19 protein-coding genes are annotated in these 21,096 nt (G+C 71.3%); 15 read left to right on the top strand and 4 right to left on the bottom strand.

Features of this window, described 5'->3' with window-relative positions:
• Positions 1 to 81: 81 nt before the first annotated feature.
• The 10 genes from ACZ4MU_RS32440 (at position 82) to ACZ4MU_RS32485 (ending at position 10,597) form a co-directional block, all read left to right on the top strand.
• Entirely contained in the window at positions 82 to 1,158 is a 1,077-nt protein-coding gene (locus tag ACZ4MU_RS32440) for a GNAT family N-acetyltransferase (protein ID WP_467883122.1), read from the top strand.
• Positions 1,151 to 1,528, top strand: a complete 378-nt coding sequence (locus ACZ4MU_RS32445; protein ID WP_147995943.1) for a nucleotide pyrophosphohydrolase — start codon at positions 1,151 to 1,153, stop codon at positions 1,526 to 1,528. Before ACZ4MU_RS32440 ends, ACZ4MU_RS32445 begins: the two co-directional genes overlap by 8 nt.
• Positions 1,525 to 2,199 carry a nucleoside 2-deoxyribosyltransferase gene (locus tag ACZ4MU_RS32450; RefSeq protein WP_467883123.1) on the top strand — a complete coding sequence of 225 codons (675 nt, stop codon included), beginning with the start codon at positions 1,525 to 1,527 and terminating at the stop codon, positions 2,197 to 2,199. The genes ACZ4MU_RS32445 and ACZ4MU_RS32450 overlap by 4 nt, the downstream gene beginning before the upstream one ends.
• Positions 2,196 to 3,485, top strand: coding sequence for a hydroxymethylcytosylglucuronate/cytosylglucuronate synthase (locus ACZ4MU_RS32455; protein WP_467883124.1), 1,290 nt, complete (start codon positions 2,196 to 2,198; stop codon positions 3,483 to 3,485). Before ACZ4MU_RS32450 ends, ACZ4MU_RS32455 begins: the two co-directional genes overlap by 4 nt.
• Positions 3,486 to 3,499: 14 nt before the next feature.
• Positions 3,500 to 4,492: a cytosylglucuronate decarboxylase gene (gene blsE / locus ACZ4MU_RS32460; protein WP_467883125.1), complete on the top strand. Its 993-nt coding sequence runs from the start codon at positions 3,500 to 3,502 to the stop codon at positions 4,490 to 4,492.
• A 54-nt stretch (positions 4,493 to 4,546) separates the two neighbouring features.
• A complete protein-coding gene (blsF, locus tag ACZ4MU_RS32465) occupies positions 4,547 to 5,485 on the top strand; it encodes a CGA synthase-related protein (protein ID WP_467883126.1) in 939 nt (312 codons plus the stop codon).
• Between the two features lie 52 nt (positions 5,486 to 5,537).
• Positions 5,538 to 6,701, top strand: a complete 1,164-nt coding sequence (locus tag ACZ4MU_RS32470) for a DegT/DnrJ/EryC1/StrS family aminotransferase (protein ID WP_467883127.1) — start codon at positions 5,538 to 5,540, stop codon at positions 6,699 to 6,701.
• A 51-nt stretch (positions 6,702 to 6,752) separates the two neighbouring features.
• A complete protein-coding gene (locus ACZ4MU_RS32475) occupies positions 6,753 to 8,048 on the top strand; it encodes an MFS transporter (RefSeq protein ID WP_467883128.1) in 1,296 nt (431 codons plus the stop codon).
• 153 nt (positions 8,049 to 8,201) lie between these two features.
• Positions 8,202 to 9,821 (top strand): ABC-F family ATP-binding cassette domain-containing protein, encoded by a 1,620-nt coding sequence (locus tag ACZ4MU_RS32480; protein ID WP_467883129.1) that lies wholly within the window; start codon positions 8,202 to 8,204, stop codon positions 9,819 to 9,821.
• A 293-nt stretch (positions 9,822 to 10,114) separates the two neighbouring features.
• Positions 10,115 to 10,597, top strand: a complete 483-nt coding sequence (locus tag ACZ4MU_RS32485) for a 2OG-Fe dioxygenase family protein (RefSeq protein WP_467883137.1) — start codon at positions 10,115 to 10,117, stop codon at positions 10,595 to 10,597.
• A gap of 254 nt (positions 10,598 to 10,851) precedes the next feature.
• On the opposite strand, the gene ACZ4MU_RS32490 is transcribed toward ACZ4MU_RS32485, so the two are convergent.
• Positions 10,852 to 11,856 (bottom strand): ArsR/SmtB family transcription factor, encoded by a 1,005-nt coding sequence (locus ACZ4MU_RS32490; RefSeq protein WP_467883130.1) that lies wholly within the window; start codon positions 11,854 to 11,856, stop codon positions 10,852 to 10,854.
• A gap of 56 nt (positions 11,857 to 11,912) precedes the next feature.
• Between ACZ4MU_RS32490 and ACZ4MU_RS32495 the strand changes: the two genes are divergently transcribed.
• The 3 genes from ACZ4MU_RS32495 to ACZ4MU_RS32505 are packed head-to-tail and all read left to right on the top strand — an operon-like array spanning position 11,913 to position 14,269.
• On the top strand, positions 11,913 to 12,689 hold the full coding sequence (locus tag ACZ4MU_RS32495) for an SDR family NAD(P)-dependent oxidoreductase (protein WP_467883131.1): 777 nt from the start codon (positions 11,913 to 11,915) through the stop codon (positions 12,687 to 12,689).
• A 56-nt stretch (positions 12,690 to 12,745) separates the two neighbouring features.
• Positions 12,746 to 14,008 carry an MFS transporter gene (locus tag ACZ4MU_RS32500; protein ID WP_467883138.1) on the top strand — a complete coding sequence of 421 codons (1,263 nt, stop codon included), beginning with the start codon at positions 12,746 to 12,748 and terminating at the stop codon, positions 14,006 to 14,008.
• Between the two features lie 30 nt (positions 14,009 to 14,038).
• Positions 14,039 to 14,269, top strand: coding sequence for a hypothetical protein (locus ACZ4MU_RS32505; RefSeq protein WP_467883132.1), 231 nt, complete (start codon positions 14,039 to 14,041; stop codon positions 14,267 to 14,269).
• Between the two features lie 120 nt (positions 14,270 to 14,389).
• Here the strand turns inward: ACZ4MU_RS32505 and ACZ4MU_RS32510 are convergent, their stop codons facing one another.
• Entirely contained in the window at positions 14,390 to 16,663 is a 2,274-nt protein-coding gene (locus ACZ4MU_RS32510; RefSeq protein ID WP_467883133.1) for a hypothetical protein, read from the bottom strand.
• Between the two features lie 910 nt (positions 16,664 to 17,573).
• Between ACZ4MU_RS32510 and ACZ4MU_RS32515 the strand changes: the two genes are divergently transcribed.
• Complete coding sequence (locus ACZ4MU_RS32515) at positions 17,574 to 18,506, top strand: FG-GAP-like repeat-containing protein (RefSeq protein ID WP_467883134.1); 933 nt, start codon at positions 17,574 to 17,576, stop codon at positions 18,504 to 18,506.
• Positions 18,507 to 18,809: 303 nt separating this feature from the next.
• Here ACZ4MU_RS32515 and ACZ4MU_RS32520 read toward each other — a convergent pair whose 3' ends face one another.
• The gene (locus ACZ4MU_RS32520) at positions 18,810 to 19,778 is read right to left on the bottom strand and encodes an SMP-30/gluconolactonase/LRE family protein (RefSeq protein ID WP_467883135.1); all 969 of its coding nucleotides are present in this window, start codon (positions 19,776 to 19,778) and stop codon (positions 18,810 to 18,812) included.
• 528 nt (positions 19,779 to 20,306) lie between these two features.
• On the opposite strand from ACZ4MU_RS32520, the gene ACZ4MU_RS32525 reads away from it, so the two are divergent.
• Positions 20,307 to 20,441, top strand: coding sequence for a hypothetical protein (locus ACZ4MU_RS32525; RefSeq protein WP_467883136.1), 135 nt, complete (start codon positions 20,307 to 20,309; stop codon positions 20,439 to 20,441).
• 162 nt (positions 20,442 to 20,603) lie between these two features.
• On the opposite strand, the gene ACZ4MU_RS32530 is transcribed toward ACZ4MU_RS32525, so the two are convergent.
• A complete protein-coding gene (locus tag ACZ4MU_RS32530; protein WP_344077859.1) occupies positions 20,604 to 20,774 on the bottom strand; it encodes a hydrophobic protein in 171 nt (56 codons plus the stop codon).
• Positions 20,775 to 21,096: the final 322 nt, after the last annotated feature.

Raw genomic sequence — 21,096 nt, forward strand, 5'->3', positions numbered from 1 at the left:
CGCACCTGGCGTGAACAGCGACAGCAGCCCAGAGACCCAGACCAAGGTGATCACACGGTGACAGCCCTGACACACACGCCCATGCCCACGGCTGAGCCGCCCCAGGCCGGTTCCCCGCGCATCCGCGCGGCCCGCGAGGGCGACCGAGACTTCCTCAGGTCCCTCTTCACCAGCACGCTCAGCCTGTTCTACGACGGTGACCACGCCGCGCACGCCGATCGCGTCCTCGATGCGCACCTCGCCTCCGGACGCGACCCGTTCGGCCACTTCTCCCACTCCCAGCGCACCTTCGTGCTGTGTGCGGACGACACACCCGACGCCGAGCGGCTGGGTGTGCTGCATCTGGTGGTCAAGCGCCAGGGCACCGTGAAGATCAGTCCGCTGATCCTCGTGCCGGAACACCGCAGCCGCTCCAGACTCGGCACCACCCTGTTGCGCGCGGCGGAGGACTTCGCCCGCGAGGCCGGCGCCCGGCAGCTCTACTGCACGGTCGCCGCCGCCAACACCGCCGCGATCGACTTCTTCCTCTGGCACGGCTTCGTGCTGGCGGGCGGCGCGCCCGGCCAGTACAAGTCGGACAGCACCGAGCACATGCTCTACAAGGACCTGACCCTGCGCACGGAGTCCGCCGGGGACGACCACGGCGGCGCCGTGAGCGGCGCCCGCATCCGCCTGTTCCGGCCACAGGACGCGCCCGGGCTGCGTGAGCTCGTGCTGCGCGCGATGCAGCCCGCGTACCGGGGGGTGAACGCGGACTGGGTGGACGCGCTGATCGCCGGGCACAACCGGCGCCACCACGGTGATCTCAACCAGAAGTTCAAGATCATCCACGTGGCGGTGGACGACACGGACACCGTGTGCGGAGTGGCCGCCGCCGGCCCTAAGAAGGGCCTGTCCGTCAAGCTGATGCCGCTGTGCGCGGACCATCCAGCCGTCCTGGCCCAGCTCCTGGACCAGCTGCCCGACCTGCACCGCGGGCTCGGTCGCAAGCTCTACACCCACCAGCCGCCGGATCCCGCCATCACCGCGCTCATGCAGAGCCGCGGCTGGTCCCTGGAGGGCCTGATGCCGGCCGCGTACCACCCCGACACCTGCATCGTCCAATGGGGCCTGACCCTGCCCGCATCGCCGCACCGCACCGGAGACGCACATGAGTGACCTGGACCAGTACGCCGACGAACTGCACTCCTTCGTAGCGGCACGCGGCTGGGACGCCTTCCAGAACCCCAAGAACCTGGCGATGGCCCTCGGCGGCGAGAGCGGGGAGCTGCTGGCGCTTCTGCAGTGGCTCACCCCGGAGGAGGCCGCGGCACGCCCCTTCGAGGACCCCGAGTTCCGCCGCGAGCTCGCCCACGAGCTGGCCGACATCCTCAACTACCTGCTGCGGTTGTCCCGTTCGGCCGGTATCGACCTGCTCGCGGCCGCCCGCGAGAAGCTCGCCCTCAACGAGCAGCGTTACCCGGTGGAGCTGGCACGCGGGAACGCCCTGAAGTACGACCGGCTGACCGAGGCGGGAGAGCAGGCATGAGCGGCGCCACTCCCCTGCCCCCCACGTCCGCTGCCGCGGCGCACACCGCGGCCGCCCGGCGCACCGGCGACGGCCTCACCGGCGGCCTGCGTGTCTTTCTCGCCGCGCCGTTCGTGCAGTTCATCGATCCGGCCGACGGCGTGGTCCGTGCGCAGTGGCGGCAGCGGCTGTCGGCCTTGCGTGAGGCACTTCTCGACGCCGGGCACGCAGTCTTCAACGCCCACCACAACGAGGGGTGGGGCGAGTGGGGGCTGCCCCCGCAGGAGTGCGTCCCCTCCGACTTCCGCGCGATGCAGTGCGCCGACCTGGTGCTCGCCTACCCGGGAACCCCGCCCTCCACGGGCGTCGCGCTCGAACTGGGCTGGGCCTCCGCGCTGCGCAAGCCCGTCGCCCTGCTGCTCGACCCCGGCACCACCTACAGCCCGATGATTGCGGCACTCGACGAGATCTCCCCGGTGCTGCGGCTGCCGTTCGACGGCAGCTGGTCCGCGCACTGCCTCGACGGCGCGGTCGGCACCGCTCTGGACTGGGCGGCCGGTCTCGGCGTCCGGCCGGGGCCGTGGAGCGCACCGGAGCTGGACCCGGCCCTGGCCTACCACCGGCACGCGACGGACCGCGCCGACACGCCCGTGGCGCAGCCGGCCACCGCGGAAACGGTGGTGCCGGCATGACGACCGCCCTGCGCACACTCCCCGCGCCCGCCGGGCCCGGCCGGCCGGCCACCGCCGTGACCGTCGCCCTGTGCGGCGTCGAGTTCGGCTGGGGCAGTGCCGGAAAGCTCGGGGCGATCGTGCACGCGCTGCGGGCGGAGCTCGGCGACGACCGCGTGCGCTTCGTCGGGCTCGGCTCACGGCTCGGCCGCGAGATCGTGCGCGGCCACGGTGTCGAGGAGTGGCACGACGTCGACCTCACGGATGCGCGGTCGCTGCGCGCCCTGGTGGACGAGCAGTCCCTGGACGCCGCCGTGTGCGTCCTGGACCGGGCCGCCGCAGTGGCGCTGGAAGACGCCGGCTGCCCCGTCGTGTTCGTCGACAGCCTGCCGTTCCTGTGGACGAAGGACGATCTGGACAGCCTGCCGCTGCGCGCCAGCGCCTACTGCGCGCAGCTGGTTCCGGGGCTGCCGGGTCCGGCCTGGCCCGTGCTGGCCCGGGTGGAGAATCTGCGCTGGGTCGAGTCGGTGGTCGTCCCCGGGCCGGTCCGGACAGGACGCGAGATGCGACGGGCCGGCGAACGCCGCGCGGTGGTCAGCCTGGGCGGCCTGCTGTCACCGCTGCTGGACGATCCCTCCGACTACCTGTCCCTGACGGTGCCGGCCGCGCTTGACGCTCTCGCCGCGTGGGGCGCCAGGCAGGTCACGCTCTGCGGCAACGTGCCCGAGGGGGTGTTCGACGGCATCACCGTTCCGGCGGGCCTCGACGTACGGAGCGGCGCCCTCGGCCACCGGGGCTTTTTGACCGAGATCGCCGAGGCCGACGTCCTGCTCACCTCCCCCGGTCTGACCACGCTGCTGGAGACCAGCACACGCGGGGTACCCGTGGTCTGCCTGCCCCCGCAGAACATCAGCCAGGTCCTCAACGCCTCCTTCTACGCGCAGGCCACCGAGGCGCCGGTCACCGAGTGGCCCGAGGAGGTGTTCCGCGCCCAGGAGGTGCTCGACGCCCGCCTGGCCACGGCACCCGGTGACGTCGCGGACGGCGATGGATCACCCGGCGAGGATGCTGCCCTGCAACTGATCTACGGCGGGATCGCGCGCGCCGCCCGCACCCCCGCGCCCGTCCGCGCGGCCCTGACCGGGCGCATCGGCGCCTGCCTCACCGCGGTCGAGCGGCAGCAAGGCCAATGGACCGCCCTGGCCCGGCTGGTCGGCACCGGCGGCGCGGCCCAAGTCGCCGACATCGTGCTGGCCACCGCGGCACGCCGCGGCACCGGTCCCCGCCCCGCCGACCTCCCTTCCTGAAAGGCTGACCGATCATGCAGGAACGACACCGGTATCTGTTCATCCGTGTGCTGGAGGCATGCAATGCCGACTGCTTCATGTGCGAGTTCGCCCTGTCCCGGGACACCTACCGGTTCAGCCCGGAGGACTTCGCCGAGCTGCTGCCGGAGGCGGTGGCGAAGGGGGTGGGCTACGTCCGCTTCACCGGCGGCGAGCCGCTGATGCACCGGGACGTCGTCGATCTGGTGCGCATGGGCACGGAGCACGGCATGCGCATGTCGCTGATCACGAACGGCATGTTCCTTCCCCGCTTCGTCGACCGGCTCGCCGACGCCGGGCTGGCCCAGGTGATCGTCAGCCTGGACGGCTCCTCCGCTGCCACCCATGACGTCTACCGCCGCTCTCCCGGCATGTTCGACAACGGCCTGGAAGGGCTGCGCCGGGCAAAGGAGCTGGGGATCATCCCGCGCGTCAACTCGGTCGTGGGACCGCACAACTTCGCGCAGATGCCCGAGCTGCAGCGGGTGCTGACCGACCTCGGCGTCCAGCAGTGGGAGCTGTCCGCGATCAAGCTGGACCGTGAGATCCGCTATCCGTCGGCCACGGAGGTCATCGCCGCCTGCGAGCCCATCTACACCGCCGACCCGGCCACCACGCTCGTACCGCTCGGCAAGCGCTTCTACGGCGACACACCCGAGGAGCAGAAGGCCTTCTTCGAGGAGTCCCTGCCGCCGCGGGCCTCGGAGCCGCTGTGTCTGGTCACCGACGACGTGATCTACCTGGACGGCAAGAACGGCCGGATGTTCTCGTGCAGTTGCCTTCCGCACAAGGAGGGGGACGAGGGCCCCGGCGGCGCGGCGCTGCGCACCGACGACGGCAGGGTCATGCTCGACAGCCCGGTCTTTCGCACCCACGCGGATCTCTTCAAGCAACAGGGTCCGACGATGTGCGGCGGCTGCTCGGCGACCGCCGCCGGCTACAGCGACGACCTCGCCCGCATGGGCGCCGTACCGGCCTGGAGCTACTGACGGCCCCGCCGTCCCCTCACCCCGCGTCTGGAACCGACCGCGCCCGGAGCCACCATGTCCTCTCCCACCACCGCCCCGCATCCCGCCCCGCCGCGGCTGCGCGTGCTCGCCGCCGCCCGGCCCACCCTGGAGTCCCAGGCCGCGCTGCGCCATGTCAGCGCCCACCTCACCGAAGTCGAGCTGACCGGTGAGCCGGACGCGGGCGCCGCCCTCGGCGCCGCCGTGGTGTGCGACGACGATGCGCTCGCCGCGCGCCTGAGCGCCTGCGGCGTGCCCGTTGTCTTCGTCGCCTCCGGTGGCCCCCCGCCCGGCGGTACCTGGCCGGCGTCGGCCGTCCGCTGCCTGCACCGGCCGGGCTGGCTGGGCGGGCAGCGCACCCAGGGCGTGCACACGGTCGGCACGATCGCCCCGCCCCGGGCCGCCCGGGCGCGTGCGGCGCGCGGCGCGGTCGTCCAGCTGTCCACACCGGATCTGCACCCCGCCGACCACGCGGCCGTCGCCCGGGCGGGCGCGGCACTGCGCGCCGCCGTGGAAGCGGCACAGTACGACGGGAAACCGCTCCTCGGTGTGGTCCTGGACGCGCCGGCCCCCGCGCGGTCCGCCCTGCTGTCCGCGGCCGGAGAGGATACCGGCGCGCTGCCCGTCGTAGGGGTCGAGGAGGCCGCCACGGAGCGGCTGCTGGCCGAGGCGTCGCTGCTGGTCTCCTCGCCCCTGCTGACCGCCGTCAACCAGGCGCACGCCGCTCGGGTCCCGCTGCTGCTGCTCCCGGCTCTGGACGCGGACCAGGCCGGCCGGCTTTCCGGGATCACCAAGGCGGCCGGCATCGAGGTGCTCGACGCGGCCGCACCACACACCTCGGCCGACCGTGCCGTCCGAAGTGCCGGCCCGCTCTGGAACCGCATCTCCCGGGCACTGGAGCACGCCGGCGACGACCGGCGCGGCGCCCAGCGCGTCGCCCGTCAGGTCCGGCAGCTCCTGCTCGCCCCGTTCTGACGCGGCCTCTGCCCGCAGCCCCTGTCCACCCACCTCGAACGGAAGCCCGCTGATGCTGCGTCCCTTCCCCTACGGCGCCAACTACCTCTCCCTGGAGGACACCCCCGAACTGCACCGGTCCCTCCGCAACAAGGTCCTCTTCCGCTACAGCGCCCCCGCGCCGAGCAACGCCGACCTGCTGGAGGCGTACGCGGCCGAACGGCTCGGCGCGGGGCGGGCGTTGACCGTGCCGAATGGCACCCAGGCCCTGCGTGTGGCGCTGATGGGCACCCGACCGCGGGTCGGCGATCCCGTGTACATACCGGCGGTCACTTTCGTCGCGGTGGCCGGTGCGGTGCTGTCCTGCGGACTGGTTCCGGTCCTCGTCGACGTCGACGAGCGGTTCGGCCTGGACGCCTCGCTGCTGCCCGCGGACGCGGAGCGAGTGGTGGTGGCGCACATGGAGGGCACCGTCGTCGACCTGCCCGAGCGGGTGCCGTACCTCATCGAGGACAGCGCGCAGGCCATGGGTGGACGCCACACGGACGGACGGCACGCCGGCACCGTCGGCTATGCGGGCACGTTCAGCTTTCACCACGCCAAGATCCTCACCTCCGGCGAGGGCGGCCTGGTCGTGGTCCGTGACCCCGCCCACTGGGACGTCCTGCGCTCCTACACCGACCACGGTTCGGCCCGCGAGCAGGGCAAGTACCCGGGCTGGAACCCCGGCGCGTTCTACGGCGAAAACCTGTGTGCCAACGAGGCCGTGGCCGCCGTACAACTCCAGCAGTTCCGGCGGCTGGACGAGATCCTCTCCTCGCTGGAGCGGCACTACGCCCTGACGCTGGAGGCGCTCGCCGAGCGCGCGGACGTCACCGTGATCCCCAAGCGCCCCGGTGACGTCAAGACCAGCGTGCGGCTGCTGCTAGAGTCGCGACATCTGCGAGACCGGGCCATGGAGCGGCTGGAGGAACGGGGGCTGCCCTGCTGGAGCCTGGACAAGTACCTTCTGCCTGAGCACCCGGTGGTGGCGGGCCGCGCCTCGCTGTACGCGGACGGGTTCCCGTGGAACCTGGCCGACGGCGACGACCGTTACGCGCCGTTGAGCCCGGACGGCTTCGCCGCAACTCGTGACCGCCTGAGCCGCACCCTGTGCATACCGCTCACCCCGGAACTCGACGAGGCGGAACAGATCCTGTTCGCCAAGGAGATCGCCGCCGTCGTTGCCGCGCTCTGAACGGCGCCTTCCTGCCCGGCGGACCGTCCCCACAAGAACCGAGAGAATGCCATGTCCCACGCCGTATCCGACAGCAGGCCCGAAGAGCCGTCCACGGAAACCGGCTCCGAGCCCCCGCCCGCCGGGAACCGTTTCCTCACCGTCCTGAGCGACAAGGCCATGCGCGCTCCACTGCTGTGGAGCATCGTCGGCCGCTTCCCGCTGTTCCTGGTCTCGCTCGCCCTTGTCCTGTTCGCCACCTCGCGCGGCACGGGCTACGGCTCCGCGGGCCTGCTGCTGGCCTGCTACTCGCTGGGCGGTGCGGTGCTTGCGCCGATCGTCGCCCGCCGCGTCGACGTGCACGGCCAGACTCCCCTGCTCCTCCTCACCGGTGTCGTCCACCCGCTGGCACTGATCGCCCTGGTGTGCGTGGCTCCTGACGCCCGCCTCCCGCAGCTGGTGTGCGCGAGCGTCGCGGGCGCCACGATCCCGCCGATCAGCGGCTCTGTCCGGTCGCTGTGGAGCGCGCTGCCCACCAGCGGCCGGGAGGCGGGCTTCTCCCTGGAGGCGGTGCTCAGCGAGATCTTCTTCATCGGCGGACCGCTGCTGCTCAGCGGCATACTGTTCTGGGGAACCCCCGCCACGGCCCTGGTCGTCGGCGGGGTTCTGGCGGGCGTGGGTGCCATCGGTTTCGCCACCACGCAGGCCTCGCGCGACTGGCGTGCCGAGGAGACCGAGAGCGATCTGCTGGGCGCTCTGCGCTCGCCGGGCCTGGTCCGGCTGCTGGCCATCCTGATCTGCGCGGCCGTGTCCACGGGTGTGTTCAACCTGGCCCTGCCCGCCTTCGCCGAGGAACACGGCTCCGCGGACAGCGTCGGGCTGATCTTCGGTGCGTGGGGCGTCGGCGGGGTCGTCGGCGGGCTCTGGTACGGCAGCCGTACCCGTGACTGGCCCGCCGAACGCACCCTCGCCATCGGCCTGGTCCTCCTGGCCGCGCTCACCGCACTGCCCCTGCTCGCCTGGGACAACTGGTCGATCGGCCTGGCCCTCGCCATCGGCGGCCTGGTCTATGCCCCGGTGACGGCCGTGCAGTACGAACTCGTCGCGCGCACGGCCCCCTCGGGCGCCATCACCGAGGCCTTCACCTGGGTCATCACCGTCAACGTCGTCGGCACCGCCGTCGGTGCCCAGCTCGGCGGTCTCCTCGTCGGCGCCTACGGCACCCGGGCGGCCTTCGTCGCCGCGGTCGCCGCCCTGCTGGCGGGCGCCGCCGTCGCCTTCGCCGTACGCCACCGGTTCACGGCCCCGGCCGGCACCCCCGGCTCGGCCCACCCCGAGCCGGCGGACCCCGACCTCCACAACGCCTGAGCGGATGCCCCGGGGCCCCGGCCGCCGGCGGCCGAAAATAATGAGCTGCCGTCGTCCAGGCCCACCTGGCACCGTGGTTGGGGGACCGCCCGCCCACACAGCACGCCGGCGCACCCATGCCGTATCCGTACAGCAGACAAGGACACTGGAAAGATGGGACATCTGGAGGCCTCTCACCTCGAGTACTACCTGCCCGACGGCCGGGTGCTGCTCGGGAACGTGTCGTTCCGGGTGGGCGAGGGAGCTGTGGCGGCCCTGGTCGGGGCGAACGGTGCCGGCAAGACGACGCTGCTGCGCCTGCTGTCCGGCGAGCTGAAGCCGCACGGCGGCACCGTGACGTCCAGTGGCGGCGTCGGGGTGATGCGGCAGTTCGTCGGCTCGGTGCGGGACGAGACCACGGTCCGCGATCTGCTGGTGTCGGTGGCGCCGCCGCGCATCCAGCAGGCCGCCCGGGCCGTCGACGCGGCCGAAACCCTCATGATGACGGTGGATGACGAGGCCGCCCAGATGAAGTACGCCCAGGCCCTCGCCGACTGGGCGGAGGCGCGGGGCTACGAGGCGGAGACCCTGTGGGACATGTGCACCATGGCCGCGCTCGGGGTGCCGTACGAGAAGGCGCAATGGCGCCAGGTGCGCACGCTGTCGGGCGGTGAGCAGAAACGGCTCGTACTGGAGGCGCTGCTGCGCGGTCCGGACGAGGTCCTCCTGCTGGACGAACCCGATAACTATCTGGACGTACCGGGCAAACGGTGGCTTGAGGAGCGGCTCGCCGAGACCGGCAAGACGGTTCTGTTCGTCTCGCACGACCGGGAGCTGCTGGCCCGCGCGGCCGGACGGATCATCGCGGTGGAGCCGGGACCGGCAGGCTCCGACGTCTGGGTGCACGGTGGCGGCTTCGGGTCCTTCCCCGAGGCACGGCAGGAACGGTTCGCCCGGTTCGAGGAACTGCGCCGCCGCTGGGACGAGAAGCACGCCCAGCTCAAAAAGCTGGTACGGGACCTGCAGCAGTACGCCGCGCGCAGCGACGACATGGCCTCCCGCTACCAGGCGGCCCGGACCCGGTTGCGCAAGTTCGAGGAGATCGGCCCACCGCCGGAGCCGCCGCGCAAGCAGGAGATCCGGATGCGTCTGCGGGGCGGCCGGACCGGGGTGCGGGCCGTCACCTGCGAGCAACTGGAGCTGACCGGGCTGATGAAGCCGTTCTCGCTGGAGGTCTTCTACGGCGAGCGGGTGGCGGTCCTGGGCTCCAACGGCTCGGGCAAATCGCACTTCCTGCGGCTGCTGGCCGGGGAGGAGGTCGGCCACACGGGAACGGTGAAGCTGGGCGCGCGGGTGATACCGGGCCATTTCGCTCAGACGCATGCGCATCCGGAGTTGATGGCGCGCACACTGGTGGACATCCTGTGGACGGAGCACGCCCAGGACCGCGGCGCGGCCATGTCGGCGCTACGCCGCTACGAGCTGGACCGTCAGGGGGACCAGACCTTCGGCCGCCTCTCCGGTGGCCAGCAGGCCCGTTTCCAGATCCTGTTGCTGGAACTCCAGGGGACCACCGCGCTGCTGCTGGACGAGCCGACGGACAACCTCGACCTCGAGTCGGCGGAGGCCCTCCAGGAAGGTCTGGAGGCGTACGAGGGGACGGTCCTGGCGGTTACCCACGACCGCTGGTTCGCCCGGTCCTTCGACCGCTTCCTGGTCTTCGGCAGCGACGGCTGGGTACGCGAGACCCCGGAGCCGGTGTGGGACGAGCGGCGGGTGGAGCGGGCACGCTGACTGTGTTCCGTAGGGCAATGAGTCGCTGCAGCTCATAGGGGGTCTGGTGGGAACTGCGGGGGTACTGGGACGGGGCCGAGATGATGGTCTCGCTGGTGCATACCCGGCCTGCCTCCCCGGAGCGGAGCACTTGGCGGTCTCGCGCGAGGCGCCGCGGGGCGCCGCGGGGCGGCATCGCGCAGGTCGGCCAGGACGGAGCGGCCCAGGACAACGGGGGCAGCACGGCCGCGGGCGACGCAACGGCCCTGGTCCAAGCAGTGTGGGACGCAGTCGTCAGCTGCGGCCGGCACCTGATGCACTCGGCTGCGGTCTCCCCATGCGTGGGCGCCGGCCCCTCCGTGTGGGAACGGTTCGCCGCGCACGGGGACGACCTGGTGACGGATCCGTACGCAGCCCAGAAAGGCACGCGCCGTCCTTGGCGTTACGGGCGGTTCCTGCTGTCCCGGGCCGGGGAGATCTCGCCGCTGGGCCACGAGACGTCCGTGCAGCTCGAGGACAGCAACCCCCGGTACGCGGACATCGAACGCGAGTTCAATCCGCTGACCGGGGCGTTCCGGGCGGAAACCGTGCTGGACGCGCTGCTCCGGCTGCTCGGTGACGTTGCCGGGGGCCTGGACGATACCGCTGAGTGGATCGCCGGAGTGCACCCCTTCCGGATGGTCGCACAGGCCGACAGCCTGGCGCAGCCCACCCCTGAAAGGCCGGCACACAGTGGCGCGTCGGGGCTGGTCTTCTTCTCCACGGCCTCCGTACGGCCAGCCGGTCCTGATGGCTGAGGCGGTCAACGGCTTCGCGATCGCCCACAGCCCGTCCGGAAGAATCCAACTCCACGCGCCCCGTCACCGACGACAGCCGGCCCCACGATCGATGTATCCGGTCTCGTGGTCGGACACGAGACAGGTCCGGTAGGGACCCAGGCTCGGGGACCCGGTCGCGGCGGTCGTAGGCATAGACGGTCTTGGTGCCGCGGCCGCCGATGACCGTCTGGGTACGGAGAGACCGGCTGCGGCCATCGCCTGTCAGGGGGCTGTCAAGGGGTCGCGAGCGGGTGGGTATGGGTTCGGCCGGCCAGCTGGTCGCCGAGCGGGCTGCGGCAGTACAGGACCTGCCGTCCGTCGCGTGCCCGGGTCAGAAGGCCCGTGGCGTGCAGCACCCGCAGGTGCTGGGACACGGCGCTCGGGGTGACCCGGAAGCGGCGGGCGATCTCGACCGTGGGCAGTGGCTCGTCGAGGAGGGCCAGCAGCTTCGCCCTGGTGGCGCCGAGCAGCGCCACCAGGGCAGTCGCGTCAGGGGCGGGGGCCGGGGTCCACAGCGTCGCCACGCCACGGCTGGGGTAGGACAGCACCGGCGGTTCCTCCGGGCTGACCGGGGGCGCGGGCTTGTGGGCGAAGACGGAGGGCAGGAGCAGCAGGCCCCGGCCGGACGCCGCGACGCGGTACTGGCTGATCATTTTCTCGATGTGCAGGACCCCGTCCTGCCAGTGCAGGTTCGGGTGCATGTCCGCGAACAGCAGGCGGGCGCCTCCCACGGCCAGTTGCCGTGCGCGGTAGGTCATGTCGGCTTCCAGCAGCAGTCGCATCTGCGGCCAGATCGGCTCGATGGCGATCTCCCAGTACTGCCGCAGGAGTTCGCACAGGGCGTCGCGGAGTGCGATGACAGGCGCGTCGTCGGCGGCGGTGGCGTCGCGCAGGGCTTCGGGAAGCGGATCCGGCGCGTGTGTGGCCAGCAGATCGCGGCGTACGGTCCGGGGGGAGGTCCGGCGGACGACGGCGAGTTCTTCCTCGAAGTCTGGGGCGAAGGTGGTGGGCCGCGGGGTCAGGAAGTCGGGGAGAGTACGTCTGGGCGCGACCAGGGACATCAGCAGGCCGGTGTCGAGGGCTCCGAGTCGGCCGAGGACGGATCTGCGCCACGGGAGGTGCAGCGCGTACAGGCCCGGATCCTGCAGCACCCGCAGGCTGACCACGGTTTCGTGCAGGGGCGAGACGGCGAACCGGGTGTCCGCGAGATCCTCGACGTCGAGCACAAAGCTGATCATTAAGTCATACGCTACATCGATTGGCAACGGCACGCGGCTGCCGTGGACTTCAGCGCATGACCCCCACACCTCCCGCAAATCCCCGACAGCGTACGGCGATCGTCACAGGAGCCGCCCGCGGCATCGGCGCCGCGGTGGCCAGGCGACTGGCGCACGACGGCCTGGCGGTCGGCGTGATCGACCTGGACGAGGCGGACTGCGCCGGCACCGTCGAAGCCATCACCAGCAGCGGCGGATCGGCGACGGCTGTCGCGGCCGATGTCCGCGACGAGAGCGCGGTGACGGCCGCCGTCGCCCGGATCACCGCAGTCCTGGGGCCGCCGACGGTACTGGTCAACAACGCCGGCATCGGTCCGCGCGCCGAGCTCGTCGAGATGAGCACGCAGCAGTGGGACACCGTCACCGCTGTCAATCTGCGCGGCCCGTTCCTCCTCGCCCGCAGCGTCTGCCCGCACATGATCGCGGCGGGGTGGGGACGGATCGTGAACATGTCCAGCATCTCCGCGGTCGGTGATGCCGCCCGCGTCGACTACGGCAGCGCGAAGGCCGGCCTGATCGGTTTCACCAAGTCACTGGCCCTCCAGCTCGGACGGCACGGCATCACCGCCAACGCCATCGCCCCGGGCTTCGTCGTGAGCGACATGACCAGGGCATCCGCCCGGCGCCTCGGCCGCGACTTCGAGGAGTTCCGGCGCAGCGCGGCGCGGTCCATCCCGGTCGGACGCGTCGGCGAACCGGAGGACATCGCCCACACGGCGTCCTTCCTGGTGAGCCGCGAGGCGGGATTCGTCTCCGGTCAGGTCATCTACGTCGCCGGCGGACCGGTGGACTGACGATGACCCGAACGACCCGAACGACCCGTACGACCCGTACGACCCGTACGACCCGGATGAATCGTCGGACGACCCTGATCCTGGCCATGACCTGTGCGGTGGCCGTGGGCAACATCTACTTCCCCCAGGCGATCGTCCCGCTGATCGCCGAAGGGCTGCATGCTTCACCCGGCGCGGCCTCCCTGGCCGTGACCGCCACCCAGGTCGGCTACACCGCCGGAATGTTCCTGCTGGTGCCCCTCGGCGACCGGCTCCCCCACCGCTCGCTCCTCGTCACCCTGCTCGCCGTGACGAGCCTGGGCCTGCTCACCGCAGGCTGCGCGACCGGCCTGCCGCTCCTCGTCGCCGCCAGCGCCCTCATCGGCCTCACCACCGTGGCCGCCCAGGTCGTCGGCCCACTGGCAGCCGGACTGGTGGCCGCCGACCGCCGCGGCGCGGTGATCGGCACCCTGCTGAGCGGCTCGATCGGCGGCATGCTGCTCACCCGGGCCTTCAGCGGTTCGCTGGGCGAATGGCTGGGGTGGCGCGTTCCCTACCTGACGGCCGCCGCCCTGACCCTGCTCCTCGCCTGCGTCCTGGCCCGCACCCTGCCCGTCACCACCCCGCCCTCGCACCAGCCGTATCCAGCGCTCCTGGCCGAGCCACTGCGCCTGCTGCGCACCGAAGCGGACCTGCGCCGCTCCTGCTTCTACCAGGCGATGGTCTTCGCCGGATTCTCGGCCGTCTGGACGTGCCTGGCGCTCCTCCTCAACGGCCCGGTCTACGGCATGGGCGCCCAGGCCGTAGGACTGCTCGCCCTGGTCGGCGGCGCGACCATGCTCTGCGCCCCGCTCGCCGGACGCCTGGTGGACCGCCACGGCCCGGACCCGGTGAACCTCGTCTCCATCCTCACGGTCCTCGTCTCGGCCGCGGTCCTCGCTGCCGGCGCGTGGGGCGGCGTACCCGGGCTGAGCGCCCTGGTCGTCGGAACGCTGCTGCTCGACATCGCGATGCAGTCCGGCATGGTCGCCAACCAGGCCCGCGTCTACGCCCTGCGGCCCGACGCCCGCGGCAGGCTCAACACCGCCTACATGACCTGCGCCTACCTGGGCGGCAGCGCGGGTTCCTGGCTCGGAGTACGCGTCTACGGCCAGGCGGGGTGGTTTGGTGTGTGCGGGCTGGTGGCGCTGCTCGCCGCACTTGCCCTCGGTCGCCACCTCGCGGCGCTGACCAGGCCTTCGGCACCCCCGCCGGACTCCCGGCGGGCGATGCGGGCGGTGCGGGCCGTGAAGGGGGGAGCCGGACAGGCCGGCGCTCAGCAATCATCTGAGCTCCGGTGACCGGCTTGAACCACCGTCGTTGACCACGCCATGAAGACCAACATCCTCGCCACCGCCGGCCTCGCCGCCGTGACCGCGCTGCTTACCGCCGCTCCGGCCCACGCCGGTATCGCCGACGGGTCCCTGAACAACGCTGATGTCATCGACCACATCTCGGCGCTGAACTCCAACATCAGCAGCGATGTGCAGAGCCTAATGAACAACAATGCGAACACCCGCGCCGAAGGCTCGAAGAACAACGCCACCGGCCAGCACGAATAGGCGGCCTCGGTCACACCCGGTGATGGAGGCGGTGAAGGCTGTACGAGGTTGGTCGTGTCCGTGGGAAGTGGCGGCATGGCATCAGGAGCGGGCGGACGCCGGGGGTTCGAAGACCGGCTCTCATGGCCGTTTCGTCCGCCAGAACGAGCGCGAGCTCGGCCTCTGTTCACGCTGCCTGCTCGTCTCCTTCAGCAGCTTCGTGAAGGCGGCACCCTGTCCGGCGCGGGTCGCCAGGGCTTCCAACCGGTGGGCGTAGTCGCCCAGGCCGGCCCTCGCGAGTGCGACGAGCAGGTCCACCTGGCCGCGTACCGGCTGGTGGGCCACCACCTCTTCCAGCAGGCGGCCGGCCACGCGGTCGGCTCTCGGCCTCGCCGGGTCGCTGCTTTCCGCGAGGTTGCTGAGCAGGTGCGTGTTGTCCGTGGCCGACCGGGCTGTCGCACAGACGTGCAGCACCGCGTCCAGGTGCCGACGCAGGGCGGGTCCGTCGAGGGCACGCACGAACTGCGCGAGATCGAGGACGGTGCTGCGCTCCGCATGCCGGCGCAGTGCTTCGTCGGTCATGGCGAGGGCACCGTTGACGTGGAGGGCTTGGAGGAACATGCCGCACTGGCCCGTGGGCATGGTGTCGACGAAGCAGTGGAACAACGTCTCGGCCTGCTCGTGGAGTCCGCAGGACTCCAAAGTGGCGGCCATGGCCGCGGCCTGGCCGGGCGTGCACACGCGCATCGCCGCCTTCAGTACGGCGTCCACTCCGGCGTACCCCCGGTCCAGTTCGGTTACCAGGGTCCTCGCCCCGGCCGCGGAGGCTTCGCCCAACGCGGCGACCAGCGCGCGCGAGGACTGGTAGAAGCTGCTGGACTCATGGAGCGTGTTGATCAGTAGGGCGACCTCCGCCGGGGTGCGGCCGGCCACGGCCCGCAGGAGCATCGTGTCGGCCGCGACGTGGTTGCCGTTGCGGCCCAGCGTGTAGATCAGTTCGGTGACGTGCACGATGTCGCGCTGTTCCGTATCGGTCGAAACGGCGTTCACCAGCCCGTCCATACCGCGGTTACGGGCGAAGACGAGGAACTCGGCCACCTCGGGGGCCGTGCGCCGGGCGGTGAGCGCGCCGGTCATGCCCGTGACGAGATGGCCGAACCCCTCCTGGCTGAGCAGGCCGATGAGCTGGAGGGCGTCGCCCACGGGACGCTCGCATGCGGCGGCGGACAGCGCGGCCCCTACCAGTGGCGTGAAGAGGGGTTCGCGCAAGCAGCCGATGGCAGTCATCACGTCCGGCAGCGGGCGTGTGACCGCCGCGGCGCCGAGCAGGCTCAGCGCGTGGTCCTCGAGGCCCGCGGTGTGGAGCATGCCCGCCAGGTCGGCGACGTTCTGGGGAGTGTGCAGGCGTACGGACGCCTGGAGCAGGGTGACGACCGGCGGGCGCAGTCCGGCACGGGCCAGCTCGAAGATGAGGCCCGCCACGTCGGTCACCGGCCGCATCATCACCATCGCGGGCAGCGCGGCCTCGGCGTGGTGATGGAGGCCCGCAGTGTAGAGCCCGTTGACCAGGGCGGACACTTCCGCGATCTCCCGGTTGCGGCTGGCCGAGGTAACCAGTTCGCTGGCGATGGCGTGCTGGGTGCGGGTCTCGAGTCCGGTGACGAGGTCGACGAGTTCGGTCACGGTGGCCGTGCGGTCGGTGGCCTCCAGGGCCTCCATGAGCGAGGGGGCCGCGACGCGGTGCTCGCTCTCATGCGCGGCTTCGAGCTCGGACTCCAGGCGGTAACACTCCTCCTCGGCGGCGATCAGCTCGGCTCGGGCCACCGCCAGGGCCTCTTCGAGGAAAAGGACCTGTTCTCGCAGGTCCTGGCGCTCGGTATGCAGGCGCTCGTACTCCCCCTCCCAGCGCTCCAGTTCGGCGCTGCGCACGAGGCGCTGCTCCTCCACCGCCTGCTCGGCCCGCAGACAGCGCCGCTGGAGGTCGGCCAGGCGGCGGTGCCGGTCACGGAGCGCCTCCTCCAGGGCACGCTCGCGGGTCTTGATCCGCCGGACCTCCTGGTCCGTGTCCGCGAGCCGGTCCTGCAACTGCTGGACCTCACTGGAGCGGCGGCCGGCCTTGAGCGCGGCGCGGTGCAGTTCGCGCAGCGCGTCCTCGGCCTCGGTGGTCAGAGGCCGTTCCGTCTCCTCGGCCGAGTCGACGATGACGCCCGCCACGAAGTCCCACGGCGGTACGCGGTCACCGCTGAGATAGCGCGTGACGGAGCTGGGGTTGAGATGCCGCCGGGCCGCGTAGCGGCGGACGCTCACGTCGAGGGTGAGGAACAGGTGGCGCAGGTCCTCGGCGAGGGCCCGCTTTTCCGGGCCCAGGTCCGGCTTCAGGGGTAACAGCCTGGTCCCTGTCGTACTGCCGCTCATGCTCTCCCACCATGTCCTGCGAATCCGAACCAGACCACTCTGGCGTATCGCGGTGGTCGGACACGGGGGTTTGCTGTTGCCGAATGGGCCGGCAACACCGGCAACAGGTGCCGCCTCGCGGCAACATGTGCGCCAGACGCTGCCGGTTCGGTCATCAACGCGCTTCCGGGTCCGCAACACCCGGGTGCCCCCACAGGATGAGGCCCGCCCTCGGGAATCTCTATGGGAGGTACGGAAGACATGGCCAAGGCGTCAGAGGCAGGAACGGTCGGGGAGGGGCGAGGTCGCTCCCGCAGGCGTCCGCGGCGGGGCGGGCGGGCGTGCTCGGGCTCGGGCTCGGGTTCAGGTTCGGGCTCGGGCTCGGGCTCGGGCTCGGGCTCGGGTTCAGGCTCGGGTTCAGGCTCGGGCTCGGGCTCGGGCTCGGGTTCAGGCTCGGGTTCGGGCTCGGGTTCAGGTTCGGGTTCGACGGAGCCGTTCGCGAAGTCGCTGCTGCGGCAGTTGCTTCTGGGGGCCGCGTGCGGGCTCGGCTCGGACGCTGTCGGCTGGCTACTCCTGTGCTGGCAGCAGTGGTGAGAGCCTGTCCTGCCGAAGTTGTTCACTGTGCCCGTCTCGACCGGCCGGGCGTCTGGCCAGAGTGGGGCTGTATGCGCGTCGACAGAACTCTCCTGGGTATAGCTGTGATCGCTCTCCTCACCACGGGCTGCGGCGGGCCGGGGGCGGATGACGACAGCTCCCGCCCGGTGGACGCCGCGCCGCCGAAGAGCGGCAAGGCTGGATTCTGTTCGCCCGCGCGAACAGCGGACAGCCCCTCTGTGAGGGATCGGTGAATCACCTGTGTAAGGTGCAAAACCTCAAGGGCGCGGTACAGACCAATGCGCCATCTCCTGACCAGCCGGGGGGCTAGTCCTTTATGAAGTTCGTCAAGCGCACACTCGCCACTGCCGCCATCACCGTGGCGCTGGCCACCACCGCCGGTACCGCGTTCGCGGCCGGAAACCCGGCCGACGCGGCAGCCCAGGCGGCCCAGGCAGCCCAGGGTGCCGAGCAGCACCGCGCCCCGGCCGCGAAGGGCAAGCCGGCCGCGCCGCGTGCGGCGGCCGGCGCCTGGGAGCAGACGGCCACCTTCCCGATGGCGGCCGTCGAGCGGGACGGGTGGTTGAACTGGTACTTCCCGGACGGTCGCGGCGGGTTCGAGGCGTCGTGGCCCACCGCCGCCGACTTCAGCGGCTTCAAGCACCTCATCCAGGTCGACCAGGACAAGGACGGGGAAAAAGACGGTGCCTGGAGCATCCTGAAGGACGGCACGCTCTACTACGCCGGCACCAACACGGGGTCCGCGAAGACGATCGGCGGGGGCTGGCAGATCTACAACAAGGTCCTCTCCCCCGGCAACCTCGCCGGAGCCCGCGAATCCGACCTCATCGCCGTGGACAAGTCCGGCGTGCTGTGGATGTACCTCGGCTACGCCGACGGCCGCGTCACCGCCCGCACCAAGGTGGGCGGCGGCTGGGGCCAGTACACCGAGATCGCCGGCCAGGGCGACCTCAACGGAGACGGCCGCACCGACATCGTCGCCCGCGACAAGGCCGGCGTCCTGTGGCTCTACACCGGCAACGGCAACCGCAACGACCCGTTCAACGGCCGCGTGAAGATCGGCGGCGGCTGGAACACCTACAACCGGATCCTCTCGGTGGGTGACCTCGACGGTGACGGCCGCAGCGACCTCGTCGCGCGCGGCAACGACGGCACGCTGTGGCGCTACTCCGGCAACAGCAGCTCCCGCGACCCCTTCGACAACCGCGTCAAGATCGGCTGGGGCTACAACTCCCTCAACCTGATCTGAGACACCAGGCGCACGCGGATCGGTGGACGGATCCCCGGTGCGCCATGGAGGTATGCGTGAGGGCGGTTCTGCACCCAGAGCCGCCCTCACGGCCGTCATCCCCGCCTGCCCCTCAAACTCCGTTGCCTTCCTCCTGCGCGACGGACAGTCTCGTTGAAGGTTTTGTGCGCCGTTCCCTTGCTTTCTTGTCCGGTGCCGCGGTGCTGTGCGCCGCCTGCACCCGCACCGTCGGCAGTCGGGCGACAAGGGCGGGTCCGGGAAGGGGACCCGCCCTTTCGGTGGAGCCTGGGGGCCGGTCAGGCCCTACCCACGGTTCAGACGGGCCAGCAGCAGGTTCGGGTCCGGTTCGGGGGCGAAGTACGAGGCGCTGGGGACGTAGACCGTCGAGTCGCGTACGGCCACTGAGGTGGGGTTCGAGAGTCCGTCCTGCTGGGTGAGGACGACGGAGTGGGTGCCCCTGGGGCGTACCACCACGACCTGGTTGGCGCCGTTCACCGCGGCCAGGACGGTGTCCGCGTGGCGTGAGGTGAACGCGAAGTCGTCGATACCGTCGAGGCCCGTCGCCCGGACGCTGGTCCTGCCCGCGGAGCCGTTGCGGCGTACGGGGATGCGCAGCAGCGTCCCGCGGTCGGTGTTGGACACCCAGACGGCGCCGTCGTGGACCTTGATGCCGTTGGCGCCGAATCCGGTTCCGGACGGGAGGGGGCGCAGGGCCTTCGTCGTGGCCCACGCGGTGCGCCTTCCTCCTGTCACCGGTACGCGCCAGACGACCCCCAGCGCCGAGTCGGCGGCGTAGAGCACGCCCCGGTGTTCGTCGAGGGCGAGGCCGTTGGGCAGCCCGTTCGGCGGCAGCTTCACGATCTGCTGGGGCCTGCCGCCGTGGGGCGCGATGCGCCAGATGCCGGTCTTGCTGGTGCCGGTTGCGTAGGTGACGTAAAGGGTGCCGTCGTGAGCACGGGCGATGCCGAGAACGATCGCGTTGTGGACGAGGGGGGTGTCCGGGTCCGCGACGGACGGGAGGGTGACGGTTCTGCGGACGTGCCCGTGCCGGGTGACGTTGGCGACCTGGCGGGCGAAGGCGAAGGTCAGGTCGGCGGAGCCGTCGGGTTCGAGCGCGATGTTCTCGGGTGTCCGGCCTGCGGCGAAGTCGAAGTGGGCGACCACACGCGGGTGCGACACGACCGGCTCGTCACCGGATGCGGGAGCCGATGCGAGCACGCCGAGAGCGATGGCGGTCGCGGCGATACCGGCCAGATACGGGCGTCGGGGCATGAGCCTCTCCTCGGGGTACGGCACGGGCCACCGGTGTGGCGCCAGAGGCAGCCTGCGGTATACCGGTCGGTGACAGGCGCAGTCGCGGCCGGGGGATCGCCCTGGATCGCCCTCGTGGGCTAGGGATGGGTTGCCTGCGGGCGGGTGGAGGCAGCCGCCCTCGGGGCGGGCCGACGCAGGCCCTGCAGGGGGTGGCGCCCGCACTACACCTACGGTCTGCTCGGCCGCCGCGCCGCCAAGTACCGGCTGGTCAGCGACGGCTCGGTAGCCGGGCGAACGGCTTTCGCGCGGGGCGGGAACCGGTATACCGAGCAGCAGGAAGGGAACGAGGGCAGCGAAAGGAACCGGCTTCGAGACCCACGTATACGATGAATCCGGGCTACGGTCGGGTACCCCCAGTGTGGTGAACCGCCTCAAGGGGGCAGACCGTAGCCACCCCCCGCAGCGCCAGCCGGTCGGCCCCAAGGGCACCGAGGACATCTCCGGCGACCAGCGGCCACGCCCGCGGCTGTCAGCAGAAGGTTGCGAATGAAGTACGTCAAAGCCGCCTGGGACGACGAGCTCCAGGGTTTCTTCACGGACGCCACCGCCTACCTCGCGGCGCTCCCTGAGCTCGAAGCGGCACTCCCGCCCGGCGCCCGCGCCTTCGCCCGCGACCGGTGACCACTACCGCCGGAACGCGGCACGGTGCGTCAAGGATCTGGAGCTCGCCGACATCCGGATCGCGACGGACAACACCGCATGACGTGGGGCCCGGCCGTCCCCGGCCGGGCCCCACGTCAATCTGCGTCATTCACCGCGGTCCTCGCACGGAGGAGAACCCTCCTACCAGCGGTACCAGCGACCCCGACGGCCGCTGCTGTCCGCGGCCCGGACGACAAAGCCCAGCAGCCACACGGCCAGCACGATCACCGCGATCCACCACAGCGCCTTGAGCGCGAAACCTGCACCGAAGAGGACCAGAGCGAGCAGAAGTACCAGAAGCAGGGGAACCATTGTTATCAACCTCCTGACCACCGCATGCCCTCACACCGCTCCTACAAGCACATGAAGAGGTGTGTTTCTGCACTGGTTTGCAGGGCATACGCCCCTGGTCGTTGGCCCTGGCCGCTGGCCGCCGGCCCCGATCAGCGCGTCAGGGGTTGTTCCGCCGACTACGTATCCCTGCCTTATGCACTGCATCCCTGGCGCGGTGGCCAACGGTATTTCTGAGGTCCCGCATGCGTGGGGATGGGGCACTCTCCCGATGTCGCGGAGGCCCCTGGGAGACGAGAGTTGAGGCATCGCAGGAAGCGATGGACCACCAACTCGACCCCCC

The sequence above is a fragment of the Streptomyces sp. NPDC026377 genome (assembly GCF_055567715.1).